Origin of the sequence: Pontibacter roseus DSM 17521, from assembly GCF_000373265.1 — a bacterium.
Lineage (GTDB): Bacteria > Bacteroidota > Bacteroidia > Cytophagales > Hymenobacteraceae > Pontibacter > Pontibacter roseus.
The window spans coordinates 112559-132479 of sequence record NZ_KB890767.1 but is presented as its reverse complement, the minus strand read 5'-3'; the positions used below and the strand labels follow the sequence as shown (position 1 = coordinate 132479).

At 53.0% G+C, this 19921-nt stretch carries 12 protein-coding genes; all 12 read left to right on the top strand.

Annotated elements, in window-relative coordinates:
• Positions 1 to 86: 86 nt before the first annotated feature.
• Entirely contained in the window at positions 87 to 1664 is a 1578-nt protein-coding gene (locus tag B051_RS0117195; protein ID WP_018479461.1) for a sodium/sugar symporter, read from the top strand.
• A gap of 344 nt (positions 1665 to 2008) precedes the next feature.
• Positions 2009 to 3274, top strand: coding sequence for an exo-beta-N-acetylmuramidase NamZ family protein (locus B051_RS0117190; protein WP_026236484.1), 1266 nt, complete (start codon positions 2009 to 2011; stop codon positions 3272 to 3274).
• A gap of 683 nt (positions 3275 to 3957) precedes the next feature.
• The gene (locus tag B051_RS0117185; RefSeq protein ID WP_033317007.1) at positions 3958 to 7068 is read left to right on the top strand and encodes a SusC/RagA family TonB-linked outer membrane protein; all 3111 of its coding nucleotides are present in this window, start codon (positions 3958 to 3960) and stop codon (positions 7066 to 7068) included.
• A 31-nt stretch (positions 7069 to 7099) separates the two neighbouring features.
• Positions 7100 to 8689: a SusD/RagB family nutrient-binding outer membrane lipoprotein gene (locus B051_RS0117180; protein WP_026236482.1), complete on the top strand. Its 1590-nt coding sequence runs from the start codon at positions 7100 to 7102 to the stop codon at positions 8687 to 8689.
• A 12-nt stretch (positions 8690 to 8701) separates the two neighbouring features.
• Entirely contained in the window at positions 8702 to 9478 is a 777-nt protein-coding gene (locus B051_RS0117175; RefSeq protein WP_083919469.1) for a DUF4397 domain-containing protein, read from the top strand.
• Between the two features lie 93 nt (positions 9479 to 9571).
• Positions 9572 to 11110 carry a glycoside hydrolase family 10 protein gene (locus B051_RS0117170; RefSeq protein ID WP_018479456.1) on the top strand — a complete coding sequence of 513 codons (1539 nt, stop codon included), beginning with the start codon at positions 9572 to 9574 and terminating at the stop codon, positions 11108 to 11110.
• Between the two features lie 690 nt (positions 11111 to 11800).
• Complete coding sequence (locus B051_RS21585) at positions 11801 to 13657, top strand: glycoside hydrolase family 9 protein (RefSeq protein ID WP_083919468.1); 1857 nt, start codon at positions 11801 to 11803, stop codon at positions 13655 to 13657.
• 59 nt (positions 13658 to 13716) lie between these two features.
• The gene (locus tag B051_RS22905) at positions 13717 to 14361 is read left to right on the top strand and encodes a polysaccharide deacetylase family protein (protein ID WP_245539652.1); all 645 of its coding nucleotides are present in this window, start codon (positions 13717 to 13719) and stop codon (positions 14359 to 14361) included.
• A 58-nt stretch (positions 14362 to 14419) separates the two neighbouring features.
• A complete protein-coding gene (locus B051_RS0117155; RefSeq protein ID WP_033317006.1) occupies positions 14420 to 15043 on the top strand; it encodes a peptidoglycan recognition protein family protein in 624 nt (207 codons plus the stop codon).
• Positions 15044 to 15270: 227 nt separating this feature from the next.
• Positions 15271 to 17199: an outer membrane protein assembly factor BamB family protein gene (locus tag B051_RS0117150; RefSeq protein WP_018479454.1), complete on the top strand. Its 1929-nt coding sequence runs from the start codon at positions 15271 to 15273 to the stop codon at positions 17197 to 17199.
• Positions 17200 to 17247: 48 nt separating this feature from the next.
• A complete protein-coding gene (murQ, locus tag B051_RS0117145; RefSeq protein ID WP_018479453.1) occupies positions 17248 to 18060 on the top strand; it encodes an N-acetylmuramic acid 6-phosphate etherase in 813 nt (270 codons plus the stop codon).
• A 322-nt stretch (positions 18061 to 18382) separates the two neighbouring features.
• Positions 18383 to 19909, top strand: coding sequence for a sodium:solute symporter (locus tag B051_RS0117140; protein WP_018479452.1), 1527 nt, complete (start codon positions 18383 to 18385; stop codon positions 19907 to 19909).
• The last annotated feature ends 12 nt before the right edge of the window (positions 19910 to 19921 follow it).

Here is a 19921-nt window from a genome sequence, read left to right as displayed (position 1 = left end):
CAGCGCCTGCCCAAAATAATAGATGACGGGTATTGTAACTTCTTCTGAACTAATATCATATATTAGCTATCCTAAATTCTTATGCGATGAACTTTTCTACTCTAGACTTTGCCATCTTCATTGGCTATTGCGCGCTCATCATTGTAGTAGGTATCTGGGTCTCCCGCGAAAAAAAGGGACACGTCAAGAACTCGACCGACTACTTCCTGGCCAGTAAATCGCTGCCTTGGTGGGCCATTGGGGCCTCCCTTATCGCCTCCAACATATCCGCAGAGCAGTTCATTGGTATGTCGGGCTCAGGTTTCGCCATCGGTTTGGGTATAGCCAGTTACGAGTTCATGGCGGCCGTCACGCTGCTCCTTGTGGCCAAATTCTTCCTGCCCATCTACATCAAGGAGGGCATCTTCACCATGCCGCAGTTCCTGAAGCTGCGCTACGACGACCGCATCCGCACGAGCCTGGCTGTTTTTTGGATTATGCTTTACATCTTCGTGAACCTGACTACTGTGCTATACCTCTCAGCACTGGCCCTGAGCGTGGTCTTCGGCATCAGCACGATGTGGGCCATTGTAGGGCTGGCTGTTGTGGCGGTCTCCTACTCCATTTACGGAGGTTTGAAAGCCGTTGCCTGGACGGACGTGATTCAGGTGGTGTTCCTGATATTGGGTGGCCTGGTGACGACGTATCTGGCGCTGGACGCTGTGAGTGGTGGCGCTGGCCCGGTGCGCGGTATGGCCATGCTGTTTGAGCAGGCGCCGCAGAAGTTCGACATGATTCTGTCGGAGGATAACCCATTCTACAAAGATTTGCCAGGTTTGACGGTGCTTTTTGGCGGCATGTGGATTGCCAACGTGAGCTACTGGGGTTTCAACCAATACATCATACAGCGCGCCCTGGCAGCCAAAAGTATTAAGGAGGTGCAGTGGGGGCTGGTGTTTGCTGCCTTCCTGAAGCTGCTCATTCCGCTGGTGGTGGTGATTCCGGGTATAGCCGCCTTTGCCCTGAACGCCGACATCAGCCGCTACGACGAAGCCTACCCCTGGCTCCTCAACAACCTGGTGCCCACGGGTCTGAAAGGCCTGGCCTTTGCAGCGCTGATGGCGGCCGCTCTGTCGTCGCTCAGTTCCATGATGAACTCCACGGCCACCATTTTCACCATAGATATTTACAAAGCTCACCTCAGGCCGGAAGCCAGCGAGAAGCAGCTGGTGGTGATTGGTCGCTTGGTGAGCCTCGTGTCCATTGTCATTGCTGTGTTGGTGGCGGAGCCGCTGCTGGGTGGCGAGGAGCAGATATTCCAGTTCATCCAGAAGTACACGGGGTATGTGAGCCCGGGCATTGTGGTGCTGTTCGTATTTGGCCTGTTCTGGAAGCGTGCCACCTCCAATGCCGCCTTGGCCACGGCCATCGCTTCTGTTCCGTTTAGTATCATCGTTGACATGGTTTTCCCCACCATGCCGTTCCTGGACCAGATGGGCCTCGTGTTCCTGCTGCTGTCTACCCTGATGGTGGTGTACTCGCTCTGGGAGAATAAGTCCAAAGGCGTATACCCTGAACGCGCAATACAGTACGACCGCGCACTCTTTAAGACTGATAATATATTCAACCTGACATCCCTGGCTATACTGTTTATAGTGGCGGCCATTTACATCATCTACTGGTAAGCAGGTATAGCAGTGCTATTTTAACGGCAGGTATAGCGTGCGCTATACCTGCCGTTGTATTTTAGAGCGATTTGCGTAAGCCCCGCCCTATGTCAGGTATAGCGATGCTTCCTTGCTGAGCCATCAGGTAAGACAAGCAGTCTGTAAATTTTGTTTAATGCTTGTTTCTGCGTGTTTCATTAAAATATGTGCATAAAATTTGGGTGGCGTATATTAAAATTCGTTATTTAGTGTTGGAATCGAATGTGAGTGCGTACTTACTGCATGTTTCTGCCAATCTTATAGATTAGTAAAGGAGCGGGGTGCAGATAGTGATTCGGTTCAAAAACACTAAATACCAACGAATGAAAGCGCTATACCCGCTATTGATGCCTCTGCTGTTTTCCGTGGCCGCCAGTTCGTGCAAGCCACAGCAGCAGCCCATGAACACAGCACCCGCCCAGCAGGAGCAAGTGCCAGTCACCGCTTCCGTTACTAAGAGCGAAACCATCATGACAGGGGCTGACCAGACCGAGGCCTACCTGCCCTATCTGAAAGGAAAGCGCGTGGGCATGGTCGTGAACCCGACCTCCATCATCGGGAAATCCCTGAGCGTGGACAGCCTGCATTCCCTGGGCGTGAACATCGTGCGGGTGTTCGGACCAGAGCACGGGTTCCGGGGCAATGCCAGCGCGGGCGTGAAGGTGGCCGACAGCGTGGACCCGAAGACCGGTATACCTGTCACCTCCCTCTATGGTGCTAAAAACAAGCCTACCAAAGAAGACCTAGCCGGCATCGACCTGATGATTTTCGACATACAGGATGTGGGCACGCGCTTCTATACCTATACCATTACGATGCACCGTGTCATGGAAGCCTGCGCTGAAAACGGCGTGGAGCTGATGATACTGGACCGGCCTAACCCCAACGGCTTCCTGATTGACGGACCGATACTGGACCCAAGCCTGAAATCCGGCATCGGCATACATCCCATTCCCATAGCCCATGGCCTGACCGTGGGTGAATTTGCCCAGATGATAAACGGGGAGAAGTGGCTGGCCAACGGCGTGCAGTGCAAGCTCAACATCATCAAGGTGAAGAACTACAACCACGACATGCCCTATGCCTTGCCGGTGAGTCCTTCCCCTAACCTCAACACACAGCAGTCCATTCTGCTCTACCCTTCCACGTGCCTCTTCGAAGGCACCATCTTCAACCACGGCAGAGGCACGCAGTTCCCGTTCACGGTGCTCGGCCACCCCGACATGAAAGGGAAGTACACCTTCAGCTACACGCCCACCAGCATCAAGGGCATGAGCGAAACCCCGCTTCACCAGGACCAGGTATGCTACGGCCTCGACCTGCGGAACTACGACACAGAAGTGTTCCGCAAAACCCGTCAGATAAACCTGAGCTGGCTCATCGAGCTTTACCAGGCCTATCCGGATAAGGAGAAATTCTTTGACTCCAAGCAGAGCAACCAGATTGGCGACATCAACAAGCTGGCGGGTGTGAAGGAGTTCAGGGAGCAGATTATAGCCGGGGTGCCGGAGGAGGAGATACGCAAGAGCTGGGAGCCTGGCCTGAGCCAGTACAAGCAGATGCGCACCAGATATCTGCTATACCCTTGATAGAACCGCTCGTACTGAGTCGTTATAATTTTAATGATATTTGTACTTTGTTAATACATGATTCCTGTGGGCGTTGTCCTTGAGGCGAAGCAGGAGGGAAGGTAAGCAAGCACTTTTTAGGTGGTATACCTAGGAAGGAGAGTGGTGTTAACTGAGGATTTTTGCAAGGAATTATAGCAACAGGTAGGGTTACCGATTTGAAGCGCGCAAAAGCAGCAGTAGGAAGAAATACTTTGCTTATAGACATAAAGCTGAAATAACACCTGATATCCAAGCCTGAAGTAGATACTCTGGATAAATAAAATTAAAGAACGAATTTAAATAGTGTTAATTTTAATATGTGCGTATAGCGCTTTATCTACATGTTGCAGCTGCGGCTTTTTCTTTCTTTTGCTAAAAAAGTTGCAGCAACCTGTGACCTATACTGATTTTTACTTAGCTTTATAGTGCGTTAGCAGGCAGAGGTATAGTGATGGCCCGCTCATTTTCTAGTATTTTGTACTATAATGATAGTGCTCTAGACAAGAGAAGCGACCAAAAATATCGAAATCCAAAGTCTGCTGACCTGCCGTCTTAGCGGCGGCGCCTGTGCTTTGAGTACCAACTGTGAATAATTTATATGTTTCATTTAACCCGTTATTGTCAAATAACACACCACAATCTTAACTATTAGCCACGCTGTTATGATGAAAAAATTACATTGTTACCTATGGGGAATCTGTTTTCTCCTGGTTCACTTTACAGTCAGTGCCCAAAGCACAACTGTGACCGGCACGGTGACTGCCGCTTCAGACAACACACCGCTACCCGGTGTGACTGTTGCCGTTAAAGGCCAGCCACGTGGTACCAACACCGACGTGGAAGGCAAATTCTCCATCTCAGCCGCTCCTACTGACGTGCTGGTTTTCAGTTTCATCGGTATGAAGCCTGCAGAAAGAACCGTTGGCACCAACTCGGTTATCAACGTGGCCTTGGAGGCAAGTTCTCAAAGCCTGAGCGAAGTGGTAGTAACCGCCCTCGGTATCAAGCAGGAGAAGAAAGCCCTGGGCTATGCCGTGACAGAGGTGAAAGGCGCTACTATCGCCCAGACACAGCGCGAGAACTTCGTGAACGGCCTGGCCGGTCGCGTGGCGGGTGTTGAGGTGACGACTACTTCTGGTTTGCCAGGCTCGTCCTCCTCCATCATGATTCGTGGTGTGAGCTCACTGAGCGGTAGCAACCAGCCATTGTATGTAGTAGATGGTCTGCCAATCAACAACAACACCTTCAACACTGCCGGTTTCGCTTCTTCAGCGAACTCTGCCACCTCCCTTGACAACCGTTCAACGGACTTTACCAACAGAGGTGCGGACATCAACCCACAGGACATTGAGAGCATCACGGTGCTGAAAGGACCAGAGGCTTCTGCCCTTTATGGTATTGACGCTGCGTCTGGCGCCATCGTTATCACGACTAAAAGAGGCAAGGCCGGTACTAGCCAGATTGACTACAGCAACAGCTTCCGTATAGACCGCATCACCAAATTTCCTGAGATTCAGCAGGTATACGACAGAGGTTCAGGTGGTGTAAGCAACAGCGTTGAGGATATTGTGTCTTATTTCGGTGCCCCTTTCCCGGAAGGCACAAAGTTCTATGACAACCTAGACAACTTCTTCCAGACAGCCCTCACGCAGAAGCACAACTTGGCTTACTCTGGTGGTTCAGAGAAAACGCAGTACCGCGTTTCCAGCTCCTTTACAGACCAGGAAGGTTTCGTGCCAGGCACCGACCTGACCAAGCTGAACCTGTCTTCCGCCATCACTTCCCAGCTGAACAAGTACATCTCTGCTGACGTGTCGTTCAGCTATACCTACTCAGACAATAACTCCGCCTTTAAGGGTGCGGGTGGTCCATTGCTGGGGCTGCTGAACTGGCCATCCAACGACGACGCCAGCGTATACCTGACGCCAACCGGGGAAAGAAGGCTCTTCTCTACCAGCACTAGCGAAGTAGAGAACCCATTCTTCAATGTTAACAACAACAAAATCAACGATGTAAACAACCGTTATATCACCAGCGCTAGGGTAACTATTGACCCAACTGACTGGTTGAAGTTCGTTGGTAACGTTGGTTTCGACTTCTCCACTGGCAAAATCACCATGGTGCGTCACCAGCAGTCTAACTATGGTATATCAAGAGGTGGTATCTTTGACCAGTCGCTGGACAACAGCCGCAACTTCAACGTGCAGTACTACGCACAACTGAACCGCTCTTTCTTCAGCGATAAATTCCACGCTGACCTGAAACTGGGTAGTGAAGTAAGAGACCAAAACTCCTATACGCAGGCCGTGACCGGTGAGCGCTTCCTGGCGCCTAACCTGTATTCTATTGAGAACACAGACGGAACCACACACAGAGGCAGAAACAGACTGTACCAGAGACGTTTGGTAGGTGCTTTCGGTAACCTGACGCTGAACTACAACGACATGTTGTACCTGAACATGACCGGCCGTAATGACTGGAGCTCCACGCTTCCTGTCGAGAGCCGCTCATTCTTCTACCCATCTGCTTCCTTGAGCTTTATCTTCACAGAGTTGGCGCCATTCGCAGGTATCAGAGATGTACTGTCTTATGGTAAGCTGAGAGGTTCCATCGCCCAGGTAGGTAAAGACGCCAGCCCATACAGCATCCGTGCTTTCCTGGAGCCTAAGCCGACGACTGGCGGTGGTTTTGGTTATGCCTTCACAGGCCCAAGCCCGAACCTGCGTCCAGAAATGACGACTTCTTACGAATTTGGTACCGAGATGAAGTTCTTCAACGACCGCATCGGTATCGACGCGACGTACTTCAACAAGAAGTCTGTTGACCAGATTGTGCGTGACATGCGTTTGAGCTACGGTACAGGTTTCGTACTGCAGGCGTTCAACGCGGGTGAGATGAGAACCGAAGGTATAGAGTTGCAGCTGAACGCCTCTCCAGTGGTTACGCAGGATTTCCAGTGGGACGTACTTGCGAACTTCACGCACCTGTGGAGCGAATTGCTCACGTTGCCAAAAGGCGTAAACGAATTCTACATGTCTGATACCTGGTTGTACGGTAACGTGCGTAACGGTGCAGTACCAGGTGGCCCACTTACCACTCTGACTGGTTTCGACTACGAGCGCAACGACAAGGGTGAAATCCTAATTAACCCATCAAACGGCTACCCAGTGAGAAACACGACGAGCTGGGTAACAGTAGGAGACAGACAGCCAGACTTCACAGTAGGTCTTTCTAATAGCTTCCGTTACAAGAACCTGTCCCTGAACTTCCTGCTCGACTTCAGAAAAGGTGGCGACATCTACAATGGTACTGAGCACTTCCTGACGGCCCGCGGCCTGAGCAAGCGTACGCTTGACCGTAACCAGCCAGTTGTGTTTGAAGGCGTGATGAAAGACGGTCTGCAGAACACAGAAAATCCGACCCGCAACACAATCGTAATCGACCCATCCCGCGATGCCAACTTCTGGTCTACCACTTTCGGCCTGCCAGAAATCGACTTCATCGAAAAAGACATCAACTGGGTGCGTCTGCGTGACATCACACTGAACTACAACCTGTCATCAACTCCACTGCTCAGAAGCGTGAAGTTCATCAAGACAGGAAGTGTGTTCGTGACCGCGACCGACGTGTTCATCCTGACCAACTACTCCGGTCTGGACCCTGTGGTGAACGGTAACTCTGCTGCCGTAGGTGGTAGCGGTGGTGCCGGCTTCGACTACGGTAACTTCCCAATGCCAATGGGCTTTAACTTCGGTGTGAACGTTGGATTTTAATTAAAGAGCAATGCAAAAGAAAGAACGATCAATGAGAAAGATACTTTTCGCGTCTCTATTAACAGCTGGCATGTTTGCCACGACCAGCTGCGAAAGTTACCTCGACGTGAATACCAACCCCAATGGACCCGACCAAGTGGTGGCTCCACAATTTTACCTGCCTGCCATTCAGTCTGAGTTAGCGCTAGGCATACAGTTCGACTCCCGTTACCTGGGCAAGTATGTGCAGAACTGGAACCACGTATCAGCTAATGATGTGTGGGATCAGCATGGCTATGTGGCCAGCAGCGATGCCTCGGGCCAGCTTTGGAGAGCCGTGTATTACAGCATGGGCGCCAACCTGACCGACATGATTACCAGAGCGGAGCAGGAAGAGAAGTGGGACTTTGCGGGCGTAGGCTATGTGCTGCGTGCTTTCGGTTGGCAGACGCTGACTGACTACCATGGTGAGGTGATTGTGTCACAGGCCTTTGAGCCGGGCAGAACCAGCTTCGACTATGATACGCAGGAGGAGATTTACGCAGAGGTGAAACGCCTGACGCTGCTGGGTATCCAGAACCTGGAGCGCACAGACGGCAACGTAGCCAGCTCGCAATTGAGCAGAGGAGACCTGATGTATGCAGGAGACCGTGCCAAATGGTTGAAGTTCGCTTACGGCCTGTTGGCTATCAACGAGCATCACCTTTCCAACAAGCCTTCCTACAACCCGGACAAGGTGATTGAGTACGTGGACAAATCGCTGGCAAGCAACGCGGATGACGCGTCTGTTCGTTTTGAAGGCGCCGTGTCTAACGACACGAACTTCTTTGGTCCTAGAAGAGGCAACCTGAACACGTTCCGTCAGTCCAAGTTTATCGTGAGCCTGCTGGACGGCACCAATCCTGCCTTGCAGGGACCAGTAGCTGAAGGAGAAACAAACCTGACAGACCCACGCCTGCCGGTAATGCTGGCACAGGCGCCGGACGGCCAGTACAGAGGCGTGACGCCAACAGTAGGTGTGACCGAGTATGAAGTAGGCAAGCGCCCAAGAAACCTGTGGAATACGCCTACAGATGTGGTGGCAGCAACTACTCCGAACAAATACCTGTTCGGCAACAACGAGCGGTTCCCTATCATGACCTACTCACAGCTGCAGTTCATCAAGGCTGAGGCTGCCTTCATCAAAGGTGACAAGGCGGTGGCGCTGGATGCTTACACCAAAGGCGTGAACGCGCACCTTGACTTCGTGCAGAAGTATGTGGTGAACGATGCCGCTACGCCAGAAGACGAAGTAGCCGTGTATGCTCAGAGAAAGCAGGCGTTCCAGGCGAGCGAGGAACTGCTGCCAAAGAGCCCCGAAGGTTTGACCTTGCAGAAAATCATGCTGCAGAAGTATGTTGCCCAGTGGGGATGGGGCTTCCTGGAGACTTGGACTGACTTGAGAAGATATCACTACAGCAGCGAGGTGTTCACAGGCTTTGAGCTGCCAAATCCGCTGTTCGGTCTAAACCAGGGCCAGCCAGCTTACCGCTTCAGACCGAGATACAACTCTGAGTACATGTGGAACGTGAGCGCTCTGGAAAAAGTAGGCGGTCTGAACCCAGACTACCATACCTATGAGATGTGGTTCAGCAAAAAATAATCTGACAATACCATGAAGAATATAGCGACAAAAACATTAGCGATGCTCACGGCAGGTTTCCTTTTTGCGTCATGCGAAAAGGACGGGGTAATAGAGAATTACAACCCGACTACATCTGGAGCGAACATCAAGATGATCCATGCGGCACAGGAGGCCCCAATGGCGAACATGTACCTGAACAATGAGAAGGTAACAGCTCTGGCGCCTACAAGTACGGGCATCATAACTGGTCTGTCATATGCCGGTACGGCTGTGTTCCCAGCTTCCTACGGCTATGCCACCGTGCCAGCTGGCAACTACAATATGCAGGTAATCGATACCACATCAGCTAAAGGAGCAGCGGATGTCGTGTCCACTGCAACTGCCGGCCTGGCCGACGGAGCATTTTACTCTGCCTTCCTGATTGGGAAAGCGGGTGCGTTTGAAACACTGGTGGTAGAAGACAAGTTGCCAGCGCCTAACAACGCCATGGCCTACATCCGCTTTGTGAACGTGATGGTGGATGCACCTGCCAACTTTGATGTGAAAGCGGTGCGCAAAGCCACGCTTGATGCGCCGGAGGCAGTTACAGTGATTGGGGAAAACATCGCCTACAAAGGCAACACGGCTTATGTTGCGATTGAGCCGGGCACGTATGACTTCCCGATTTATGCAACTGGTTCAGCAACCCCTTACACCACGATGACGGGTGTGGCCCCAACAGGCGGAAGGGTGTATACCTTGTACACGAGAGGCATTCACACCTTAACGCCTGCCGCTACAAACCGGGTGCTCGTGCGAGATAGATAATAGTAGTGATAGAATAGTTTAATATTTTGAAAGAGCCCTCCTTTACTAACCCTATCGGAGGGCTTTTTATAGCCACCCCAACCCCACCGAAACATGATTAGAAACTTTACCCTATTCATCGTCCTGCTACTCAGTTCAGCGACCCTCTATGCACAGCAAGCCAGACAGACACCCAAGCGGGAGTTCCGAGGCGTCTGGATAGCCACTGTCCAGAACATTGATTGGCCCTCCAAACCCAAACCAGGCGTAGACTCTGAGACTCAGAAGCAGGAATTGCTGGAGATACTGGACGCCCACCAGCGCACAGGCATCAACGCCATCATGCTACAGGTGCGCCCCTCTACCGATGCCCTCTACGAAAGCGAGCGGGAACAATGGAGCCGGTTCCTGACTGGCAAGCAAGGCCTTGCTCCGGAGCCTTTCTATGACCCACTGGCTTTCGCCGTGCAAGAAGCACACAAGCGCGGCATGGAACTGCACGCCTGGATAAATCCTTACCGTGCCACCACCAGTCTGGTGGATTCCCTCACCAGCCCTGACCACATCACACGCACCCAACCGGACTGGTTCTTTGCGTATGGCGACAAAAAATACTTCAACCCGGGGCTGCCCGAGGTGAAGGCATACCTGGTGGATGTGATTACGGATGTGGTACGCAACTACGACATAGACGGCATCCACTTCGACGACTATTTTTACCCATACCCGGGCACGACGCCGCTGCCTGACTCTGTCACTTTCCAACTGCACGGCCAAGGCTTTGCCAATATAGAAGACTGGCGCCGCAACAACGTGGACGAACTCATCAAGACGCTCTCCGAGAGAATCCATGGCGAGAAGAAGCACGTGAAATTCGGCATCAGTCCCTTCGGCATCTGGCGTAATAAGGCACAGGACCCGAATGGCTCCGAAAGCAACGGCCTTTCCGGGTATAGCGCCCTGTATGCCGATGCGCGCAAGTGGGTGCAAGAGGGGTGGATTGACTACATCAACCCACAGCTGTACTTCCCCTTTGGCTATGCGCCAGCTCCCTACGAGAAGCTACTGGACTGGTGGGCGGCCAACTCCTTCGGGAAGCATGTTTACATAGGGCATGGGGCTTACCGAGCCACGGAAGACCGCGAAGGCTGGCGCGATAGGCAGCAACTCCCGAACCAGGTGCGCTACCTCCGCGAAAACCCGAACGTACAGGGGAGTGTTTATTTCAGCTCCAAGTCCCTGACGAACAACCTGGGCGGTTTCCGTGACTCTTTGCAGCACGACTTCTACCGCTACCCGGCCCTGCAACCGACCATGCCCTGGTTGGGAGCATCAAAACCAGCCAAGCCGCTTAACCTGCGGGAAGATAAGTTTCTGTTCTTCCGGCACTGGAAGAAGGCGAAACTTAAGTGGGATTACCCGGACCAGGAGGCGGATGTGTACGGGTACGTTATCTACCGCTTCGCAGAGAATGAGCCTATTGATTTGGAGCAGCCGAAGCGCATCATCAAAATCAGCTTCGACCATACCTTGTCTGAGTTTCATGATGAGACGGCTGAGCGAGGCAAGTCTTACCAGTACGTGGTGACGTCCATTGACCGGTTGAAGAATGAAAGCGCGCCTTCAAACTTTTTTAGAATACGGTTGAGGTGATTTTAAAGGTTGAGTCACTCTAATGCTTCGTCGCCGTAGCTGTTGCATCTTCATCTAACATTGTTTCATAGCTTCGCCTGTGCGGCGGGCACCTACTTTTTTCCTTGATGAAAAGAAAGAGGGCCCCTACCCCCAGTAGGCAAAAAAATCAAGACGCTTTTGAACTCGCTGACCGCTCGAACAAAAAATCGTCACTGGTACACCTGGCTCAAATCATAGCTATGTAGCTGCTGCTGTAAGTAAGCCTTGCTATACCTGTCAGTGGTCTGTGCTACAACGCCTATACCTGAGAAAAAGCTATAGCAAAGATTCCCCCTTCGAAGGGGGCAGGGGGATGTCAATCGTGCACAGGTATCAGCTTTGTGGCTGATGCCGCTCGTTGTCTGCTGGTGCTGACACAACCCCGCCCCTTTAATGAGGGGAATCAATACAGGTGGCATAGCCGAAAGCCGTAGCTAAGAAGTGACTTACCCAGTCCTCGGGTGGAGCGCCTTGTAACATGACGGTGCCGCGCGAGCGGCAGCCGATAGGCAGGCATGAAACACCGCGCTCCGCCCAAGGACGATGCCCCCGCGGCTTGAGCGCTCGAACTAGAGCTATAAAACAATTGGTATGAGAGCATCGGAGTGGCGGAAGCAATAAACCAAAATCGAATTAACTAATTAAGACTAGGAACAAAAAGAATATAATATGAAAAGAAAACCGACCATACTGGTATTGGTGCTGGCCGCTCTAATAGTGACCGCCAACGCCATCGCTTTCTCTAATAAAGCCTTACCTGAGCCAGAAAGCAGCATCGCAGCCGCTAAAGGTCCTGCCTGGATTCGTATCAACCAGCTTGGTTATACCCCCTCGGGGATAAAAGTGGCCGTGTGGGGGAGCAAGTCCAAAACTAAGTTGAAGCGCTTTGAACTCGTAGATGCCCAAACCAACAAGGTTGTTTTCAGGGGCAAGTCAGGGGAGGCTTTTGGAGCTTATGGGCCGTTTACGGAATCCTACCGGCTCAACTTCACCGCGTTCAACAAACCTGGCAGCTACTTCCTGCGGGCAGGAGCGGCCAAATCTCCTGTGTTCAGGATTGATGCAGATGTGTACAAAGGCACCGCGGATTTCGCGCTCCGCTACATGCGGCAGCAACGCAGCGGCTTCAACCCTTACCTGAAGGACTCCTGCCATACCCACGACGGCTACACCATGTACGGCCCGATGCCTGACAGCACCATCATCGACGTGTCGGGCGGCTGGCACGATGCCTCTGACTACCTGCAATATGCCACTACCTCAGCCAACGCCACCTACCACCTGCTGGCTGCCTACCGCGATTTTCCGGGAGTGTTCACAGACCAGCACCAGGGCAATGGTTTGGAGGGCAACAACGGTGTAGCTGATGTGCTGGATGAGGCGAAGTGGGGGCTGGACTGGCTCCTGAAGCTTCACCCGCGCGAGGATTGGCTGTTCAACCAACTGGCCGATGACCGAGACCACCAGGGTATGCGATTGCCTACCCAAGACCCCATAGATTACGGAATGGGCAACGGTGGGCCTCGCCCGGTATACTTTGCCACCGGAGAGCCTCAGGGCTTAGGCAAGTATAAGAACAGAGCCACCGGCGTGGCCTCCATCGCCGGCAAGTTCACAAGCGCCTTTGGTCTGGCTGCCCAAATCTATAGCGGAAAGGAAGAAAGCCTGGCGAACCTGTTCAGCCAGAAAGCGATGTCCGCTTATAAACTGGGTCTGGCTAAGCCAGGTGTGGCACAGACTGCTCCTTGTCTGGCGCCTTATTTCTATGAAGAGGATAACTGGGTAGACGATATGCAGCTGGGCGCAGCAGCACTGTACCAGCTGACCGGCAATCAGGAGTTCTTCAAACAATCCTTCGCTTATGGCCTGCAGGAGAAAGTAACGCCCTGGATGGGAGCCGATACGGCACGCCATTACCAGTGGTACCCTTTCCACAACTTCGGACATTTTGAGCTGGCTAAGAAAGCTGATGCACAGACAAAGGCCGAGTTGATTGGCTTTTACAAAGAAGGTATAGAGCGGGTGTATGCCAAGGCCAAAAAGAACGCCTTTTACCGGGGAGTGCCGTTCATCTGGTGTTCCAACAACCTGACTACGTCCTTCGCCATACAGAATCACCTGTACCGGGAGCTCACTGGCGACCAGACCTACGCAGAACTCGAACAGGCCAACATCGACTGGCTTTTCGGCTGCAACCCCTGGGGCACCAGTATGGTGTATGGCCTGCCGGCAAACGGCGATACTCCCATCGACCCGCACTCTGCTTTCACGCACCTGCACAAGTTCCCGATTGACGGCGGCTTGGTGGATGGTCCGGTATACGGCAGCATCTTTAACAACCTGAAAGGCATAAAGCTGTACGGGGAAGACCCTTATGCGGAGTTCCAGTCCAAGCTGGTGGTGTACCATGACGATTTCGGCGACTACAGCACCAACGAGCCCACTATGGATGGAACAGCCTCGTTGATATACCTGCTGGCCGCTAAGGAGTACAGCTCCCAGGAGGGGAAGCCGGTAAAAAAGTAATCCGGGATGCGCATGGCGCCATCATCCGGGGAGGTACTGCTTCTAGGGCAATAGCGCTGGTGTTTACCGGGGATGAGTTTGCAGACGGAGGAGACGCCATCCGGGAGGCGCTGAAGAAGCACCAGGCGAAGGCCTCGTTTTTCCTGACGGGCCGCTTCTACCGGAACCCAGCTTTCCGACCGCTGATTCAAAGTCTGAAAAAGGACGGGCACTACCTGGGGGCGCACTCGGATAAACATTTGCTTTATTGTGATTGGCAGAAGCGGGACAGTCTGCTGGTGACTCAGCCGCAGTTCGCGGAGGACTTGCAGCGCAACTACCAAAGGATGGCGGAATTTGGAATACATAAAAAGGATGCCCCCTATTTTCTGCCTCCTTATGAATGGTACAACCGCACAGTTACCGACTGGACGGAACAGGAAGGGTTGCAACTGGTGAACTTCAGCCCGGGCACCCGTTCCGCCGCCGACTATACCTGGCCAGAGATGGGCAACCGATATGTGAGTTCTGAAACCATATTGAAGTCCATACTGGCCTACGAAGCCAAAGACAGGAACGGGCTGAATGGTTTCCTGCTGCTCCTGCACATCGGTACGGACCCCCGGCGACAGGACAAGTTCTACCACCGGTTGGACGAGTTGCTGACGCAGTTGGAGCAGAAAGGCTACCGATTAGTGAGGATAGATGAACTGCTCGAAAAATAAAATACATAGGTGGTATGCGCAGGTATAGCTGTCACCTGAGAACCAAAAGTTGTTCAAAATGAAGCGTATTCTATTACTGGCATGTGCTGTCGTTGTCTTCATCGGCTGTCAGCGACCTGCCACTAACACCACGTCACTCATGCCGGAAGGTATAGCCTTTCTGTCGCGTGAGGATTGGGGAGCCAAGGCTCCCGTGCTGCCCATGCGCGCGCACCGACTGACACGGCTCACCCTGCACCATACCGCCACGACCCAATTGCCAGACCGTTCGCTAGAGGACAAACTGCGGGCGCTTCAGAAGTTCTCGCAGGAGGACAGTCCGTTGGCCGATGGTAGGATGAAGCCCGCCTGGGCCGACATTCCTTATCACCTGTATGTGGATGTGCACGGGGCGGTAGGAGAGGGCCGGGACATTCACTACGCCGGTGATTCCAACACGTCCTATGACCCGGCTGGGCACCTGCTGGTGGTGGTGGAGGGGAATTTCGAGGAAGAGGAGTTGACACCTGCACAGATGAAGACACTGGAACGGCTGGTGCCGGCGCTGACCAAGCGGTATAGCATACCGGCCGACAGCATCGCGGCGCACAAAGACTTTGCCCAGACTAGCTGCCCGGGAACGAGGTTGTACAACGAGATTCCGCGCCTGCAGCAGCTGGTGGCGAAGCAACGCACTCCATAACTAAGCCTGAATGGGCTTGACACTTATTCAGAAGCAGTAGTTTTCAGATGGTAAAAGCTGGTTCTTGCGTGTTTGTGCCGCTATCAAGAAAAAAAATGCTGAATGTTGTGAACTTTAAAGATAGTTTTCTTATTTTTATACAAAATAAAGGGACAGTATTCGTTTTGCTCATGCGCTTTTATGCGGTTTTCTGCGCTAGTTTACCGTGTAGGAGTAGCATGGGCAGGATGAGTACACTGCCAGCCTGGCTGCTGCGGCCTCCCTTTGATTATGATACTGGTCACACCTGCATGAACATACGGAAGTATACAGCTTTACTCTTCTTATTGCTGCTGAGTAGCCTGTGCCATGGCCAGTCCTTTCAGTTTGCTTTCGTGTCTGATACCCACGTCGGAAATCCCACGGCCCAGGAAGACTTGGAGCACACCATTGCCGACATCAACGCCAATCCTAATCTGGAGTTCGTCGTCATCACCGGAGACATCACCGAGTTTGGCTCCGACGAGGAGCTCAAGCAGGCCAAACAACTATTCGACACCTTGAAGAAACCCTGGTACATTCTGCCGGGCAACCACGATTCCAATTGGTCAGAGAGCGGGGGTAACAGTTTTCGGACGGTGTTCGGAGCCGAGACGTTCGCTTTTACGCACAAAGGCTACCTCTTTGCCGGCACCAGTTCCGGTCCGAACATGCGAATGGGTCCGGGGCAGATTCCGCGCGAGAACGTGGTATGGCTTGATTCGGTGCTGAGCCACATGCCCGACCCAGGTATGCCGGTCATCTACCTCAACCATTACCCGCAGGACTCCTCACTCAACAACTGGTATGACGTGGTGGATATCCTCAAAAAAAGGAACACACAGCTCATTTTGCATGGCCACGGCCACAACAACCGCGAGTACCGATACGACGGTATACCTGCCGTGATGGGCCGCTCCAACCTGCGCGCCAAAGAAGAAATAGGGGGCTACAACATCGTGACCTTCAACAGCGGCATTGCCAACTTTGCCGTCAGAACGCCGGGCATCGAGACAAAATCCGTCTGGCTGCAGGTGCCTTTGACGAAGCATGATTTCGCGCATGACACAGCCACTTACCATAGGCCCTCCTTTGCCGTGAACAAGCTGTACCCCAACGTGAAACTGGTCTGGGAATACCAGGACGACAGCGACGTGGGCGCAGGCACTGCCTCTTATAAAAATCTGGTCATCGCCACGAACACCACAGGACTCATCTACGCCCTCGACCAAAAAACAGGCAAGCGCAAGTGGGCTTACCGCACCAAAGGCAAAATCTATTCGACCCCTGCCGTGGCCAACGGCTATGTAGTGGTGGGCTCTTCGGACAACTCCATCTACTGCCTCTCGGCCAAGACCGGTAAGTTGGTTTGGGAATACAAGGCGCAGAAACCGGTTCTCGGCTCGCCGCTTGTAGAGCAGGGTGTGGTGTACATTGGCGCATCAGACGGCCATTTCCGGGCGCTGAACATCAAGAGCGGCCAGCTGTTATGGGATTTTGACCAGGTAAGCAGCTTTGTGGTGACAAAGCCGTTGCTGTACCAGGGCAAAGTATACTTCGGGAGTTGGGGGAATGAATTCTACGCGCTGGATGCCAAAACAGGTGAACTGGCGTGGAAGTGGAGCAATGGCTCCTCCAACCGGATGTTCTCCCCGGCCGCCTGCTATCCGGTTGCCGCCAACGGACGCATCTTCATTGTGGCGCCCGACCGTTACATGACGGCACTGGATGCCAACACAGGCACGGTGGTATGGCGCGAGCAGCTGAAAGAAGGTAGGGTACGCGAGTCCATGGGTATTTCGAACGATGGCAAACTGGTGTATGTGAAAACAATGGACGGACAGGTATACGGCGTGTCCACCGCGGACAACACGCTGCAGGTGGATTGGAAGTCGGCGCTGCAACTGCCGTATGAGTTAGCGCCTTCGGCCATCGTGGAGCAGGATAAGGTGGTATACGTGCCGTCGCACTCCGGCATGATCAGCGCCGTTGACCGGCAGAGCGGCGAAGTGCTTTGGAAGTACAAGAGCTCGAACAGCCTCATGAACCCGGCCATGCCTTTGGGCAAAAACAAGGTGATTGTGAGCACAATGGATGGAAAGATTGCCTGCCTGGAGTTCAAGCCGGAGCAGAGATAAGGTATAGCGGGAGCATAGCAATCAGTTAGAATTTTTTAAAGCAACATAATGGAGATTACAACCGAGAAAGACTCGAACTACAACAACCTGGAGAAGATGTCCGTGAGGGAAGTGCTGGAGAACATCAACCGGGAAGATAAAACCGTGCCCCTAGCCGTTGAGAAGGCCCTCCCACAGATAGAGAAGCTGGCCGCGACAGTGGCTGAGCGCATGAAACTAGGAGGAAGGCTGTTTTACATTGGAGCGGGAACCAGCGGCCGCCTGGGCGTAGTGGATGCCTCGGAGTGTCCTCCTACCTTCGGGGTACCGTTTGATATGGTGGTAGGTCTGATTGCCGGTGGCGACGCCGCTATACGCAAAGCCGTGGAGTTTGCCGAAGACGATGCCGAACAGGCCTGGAAAGACCTGCTGGAGTATGGGCCGGATGAGCATGACGTAGTGGTGGGCCTGGCCGCATCGGGCACGACCCCTTACGTGATAGGCGGGCTGCGCACGGCCAATGAGCATGGCTTGGCAACGGGCTGCATCGTGTGCAACACCGGAAGCCCGGTGGCGGCAGAGGCACAGTTCCCTGTAGAGGTAGTGGTCGGACCTGAGTTTGTGACGGGCAGCACTCGCATGAAGGCCGGAACGGCTCAGAAACTCGTGCTGAACATGCTCAGCACCGCCGTCATGATTCAGCTTGGAAGGGTGAAAGGCAACAAGATGGTGGACATGCAACTGACCAACCACAAACTTTATAACCGGGGCGTACGCATGGTGATGGCCGAGACCGGCACAGACGAGCAGACAGCCGCCACCCTGTTGGAGAAGCATGGCAGCGTGCGCAGAGCCGTGGCTAGTGTACTGGTGTCGAAATAACAGCTGTCAGCATAGCGTGCAACATCTCCCTGCGCCCTTCAAATGAGAAATTTGCAGGAGCTGCTGGGTGGGAGGTATAGGCTGTTCGACGTCTATCTGCATATACTTTAGACTTCTTACTATACCCTGATTACAGCAACAGGGCAAATCTTGTGCGGCATGTCCTCCTTTGACGGGGATGACAAACCTGCACAAGGTTCTTGAGCTGGCAACGTTGCCTATTTGTCGGCAAAACTTAGTAACTTACAATCATGTTCGGTGGCGAAGGGTGGGGCAGAAGCTGTTTTCTCTTTCGTCTCTGAGTTGATTAATTAACTGTATTATGTCTCCAATCATCCTTCTATCCTTCCTGATAGGCTATTTCGCGGTACTCATCGGTATATCGTACTATACCTCCAGGGGCGCTTCGGACAACTCTAGTTTTTTCATTGCCAACCGCAACTCCAAGTGGTACTTTGTGGCCTTTGGCATGATTGGCACCGCCCTCTCGGGGGTTACGTTCATTTCGGTGCCGGGCGCGGTGGTCAACAGCAGTTTCGGCTACTTCCAGTTTGTGCTGGGAAATACGGTGGGCTTCATCCTGATAGCATTCGTGCTGCTGCCGCTCTACTACCGCATGAACCTCATCTCCATCTATACCTACCTGGAGAAGCGCTTCGGCTACTGGAGTTACAAGACGGGCGCCATGATTTTCCTGGTTTCCCGCACCATCGGCTCCGCGTTCAGGCTATACCTGGTGGCCATCGTGCTGCAGCGCTTCATCTTTGATGCATGGAACGTGCCCTTCGTGGCGACAGTGGCTATTTGCCTTATCCTGATTTGGCTCTATACCCACAAAGGCGGTCTGAAGACCATCGTCATCACCGATACTTTGCAGACCGTGTTCATCATTGGGTCGGTTATCTTTTCTATCATCTTTATCGCCAACAGCCTGGACCTGAACGTAGTGCAGACCTTTGAGGCCGTCAAGAATAGTTCTTACTCCAAGATTTTCTTCTGGGAAGATTTCCTGGGGTCCAAGAGCCACTTTCTGAAGCACTTCATTGGTGGTATCTTTGTGACCATCGCTATGACGGGCCTGGACCAGGATTTGATGCAAAAGAACCTGAGCTGCAAGAACATAGGTGAGGCGCAGAAAAACATGCTCTCCTTTACGGCTGTTTTCGTCTCTATCAACATCTTCTTCCTGAGCGTGGGTGCCCTGCTGTACATGTATGCCGAGGCCAACGGCATTGACGTAGCAGCCCTGGCCACACCGGACCACCTGTTTCCGGAAATCGCTCTGAACCACATGGCCCTGATACCGGCCGTTATCTTCATGCTGGGTCTGACGGCGGCTACGTTCGCCACCACCGACTCGGCCCTGACCGCCCTGACCACCTCCTTCTGCGTAGACTTCCTGAACTTCACCAAGAAGGAGAATCACGATGACGTCAAGCTGATTCGTACGCGCCACCTGGTGCACGTGGGTTTCTCGGTAGTCATGCTGCTGGTGATTCTCGTGTTCCGCCTCATCAACGACGACTCTGTGGTGAACGCCATCTTCAAGGCCGCTGGCTATACCTATGGCCCGCTGCTGGGCTTGTTCGCCTTCGGGATGGCCAACAAACGCGCCGTTGCCGACAAACTGGTGCCTTACATCTGCATCGTATCTCCGCTCCTGACCTACCTCCTGGATTCAAACTCAGTGGCGTGGACAGGTTATGCGATGGGCTTTGAGCTGATTATATTCAACGCGGCCATCACCTTCCTGCTGCTGCTCGTTACCAGCAGACCGGGCGGAGGAGAGATGATGGATGCACTGAAAGAGGCAGAAAGAGGCCCTCAGGTAAAGCAGACAACCTACTAAGCCAATACCCCC

Excerpts from the sequence above, each read along its gene's own strand:
- murQ (WP_018479453.1), top strand. The coding sequence starts at position 17,248 with ATGGAGATTACAACCGAGAAAGACTCGAACTACAACAACCTGGAGAAG.
- B051_RS0117190 (WP_026236484.1), top strand. The coding sequence starts at position 2,009 with ATGAAAGCGCTATACCCGCTATTGATGCCTCTGCTGTTTTCCGTGGCC.
- B051_RS0117185 (WP_033317007.1), top strand. The coding sequence starts at position 3,958 with ATGATGAAAAAATTACATTGTTACCTATGGGGAATCTGTTTTCTCCTG.
- B051_RS0117150 (WP_018479454.1), top strand. The coding sequence starts at position 15,271 with ATGAGTACACTGCCAGCCTGGCTGCTGCGGCCTCCCTTTGATTATGAT.
- B051_RS0117155 (WP_033317006.1), top strand. The coding sequence starts at position 14,420 with ATGAAGCGTATTCTATTACTGGCATGTGCTGTCGTTGTCTTCATCGGC.
- B051_RS0117170 (WP_018479456.1), top strand. The coding sequence starts at position 9,572 with ATGATTAGAAACTTTACCCTATTCATCGTCCTGCTACTCAGTTCAGCG.
- B051_RS0117180 (WP_026236482.1), top strand. The coding sequence starts at position 7,100 with ATGAGAAAGATACTTTTCGCGTCTCTATTAACAGCTGGCATGTTTGCC.
- B051_RS0117195 (WP_018479461.1), top strand. The coding sequence starts at position 87 with ATGAACTTTTCTACTCTAGACTTTGCCATCTTCATTGGCTATTGCGCG.
- B051_RS0117175 (WP_083919469.1), top strand. The coding sequence starts at position 8,702 with ATGAAGAATATAGCGACAAAAACATTAGCGATGCTCACGGCAGGTTTC.
- B051_RS21585 (WP_083919468.1), top strand. The coding sequence starts at position 11,801 with ATGAAAAGAAAACCGACCATACTGGTATTGGTGCTGGCCGCTCTAATA.
- B051_RS0117140 (WP_018479452.1), top strand. The coding sequence starts at position 18,383 with ATGTCTCCAATCATCCTTCTATCCTTCCTGATAGGCTATTTCGCGGTA.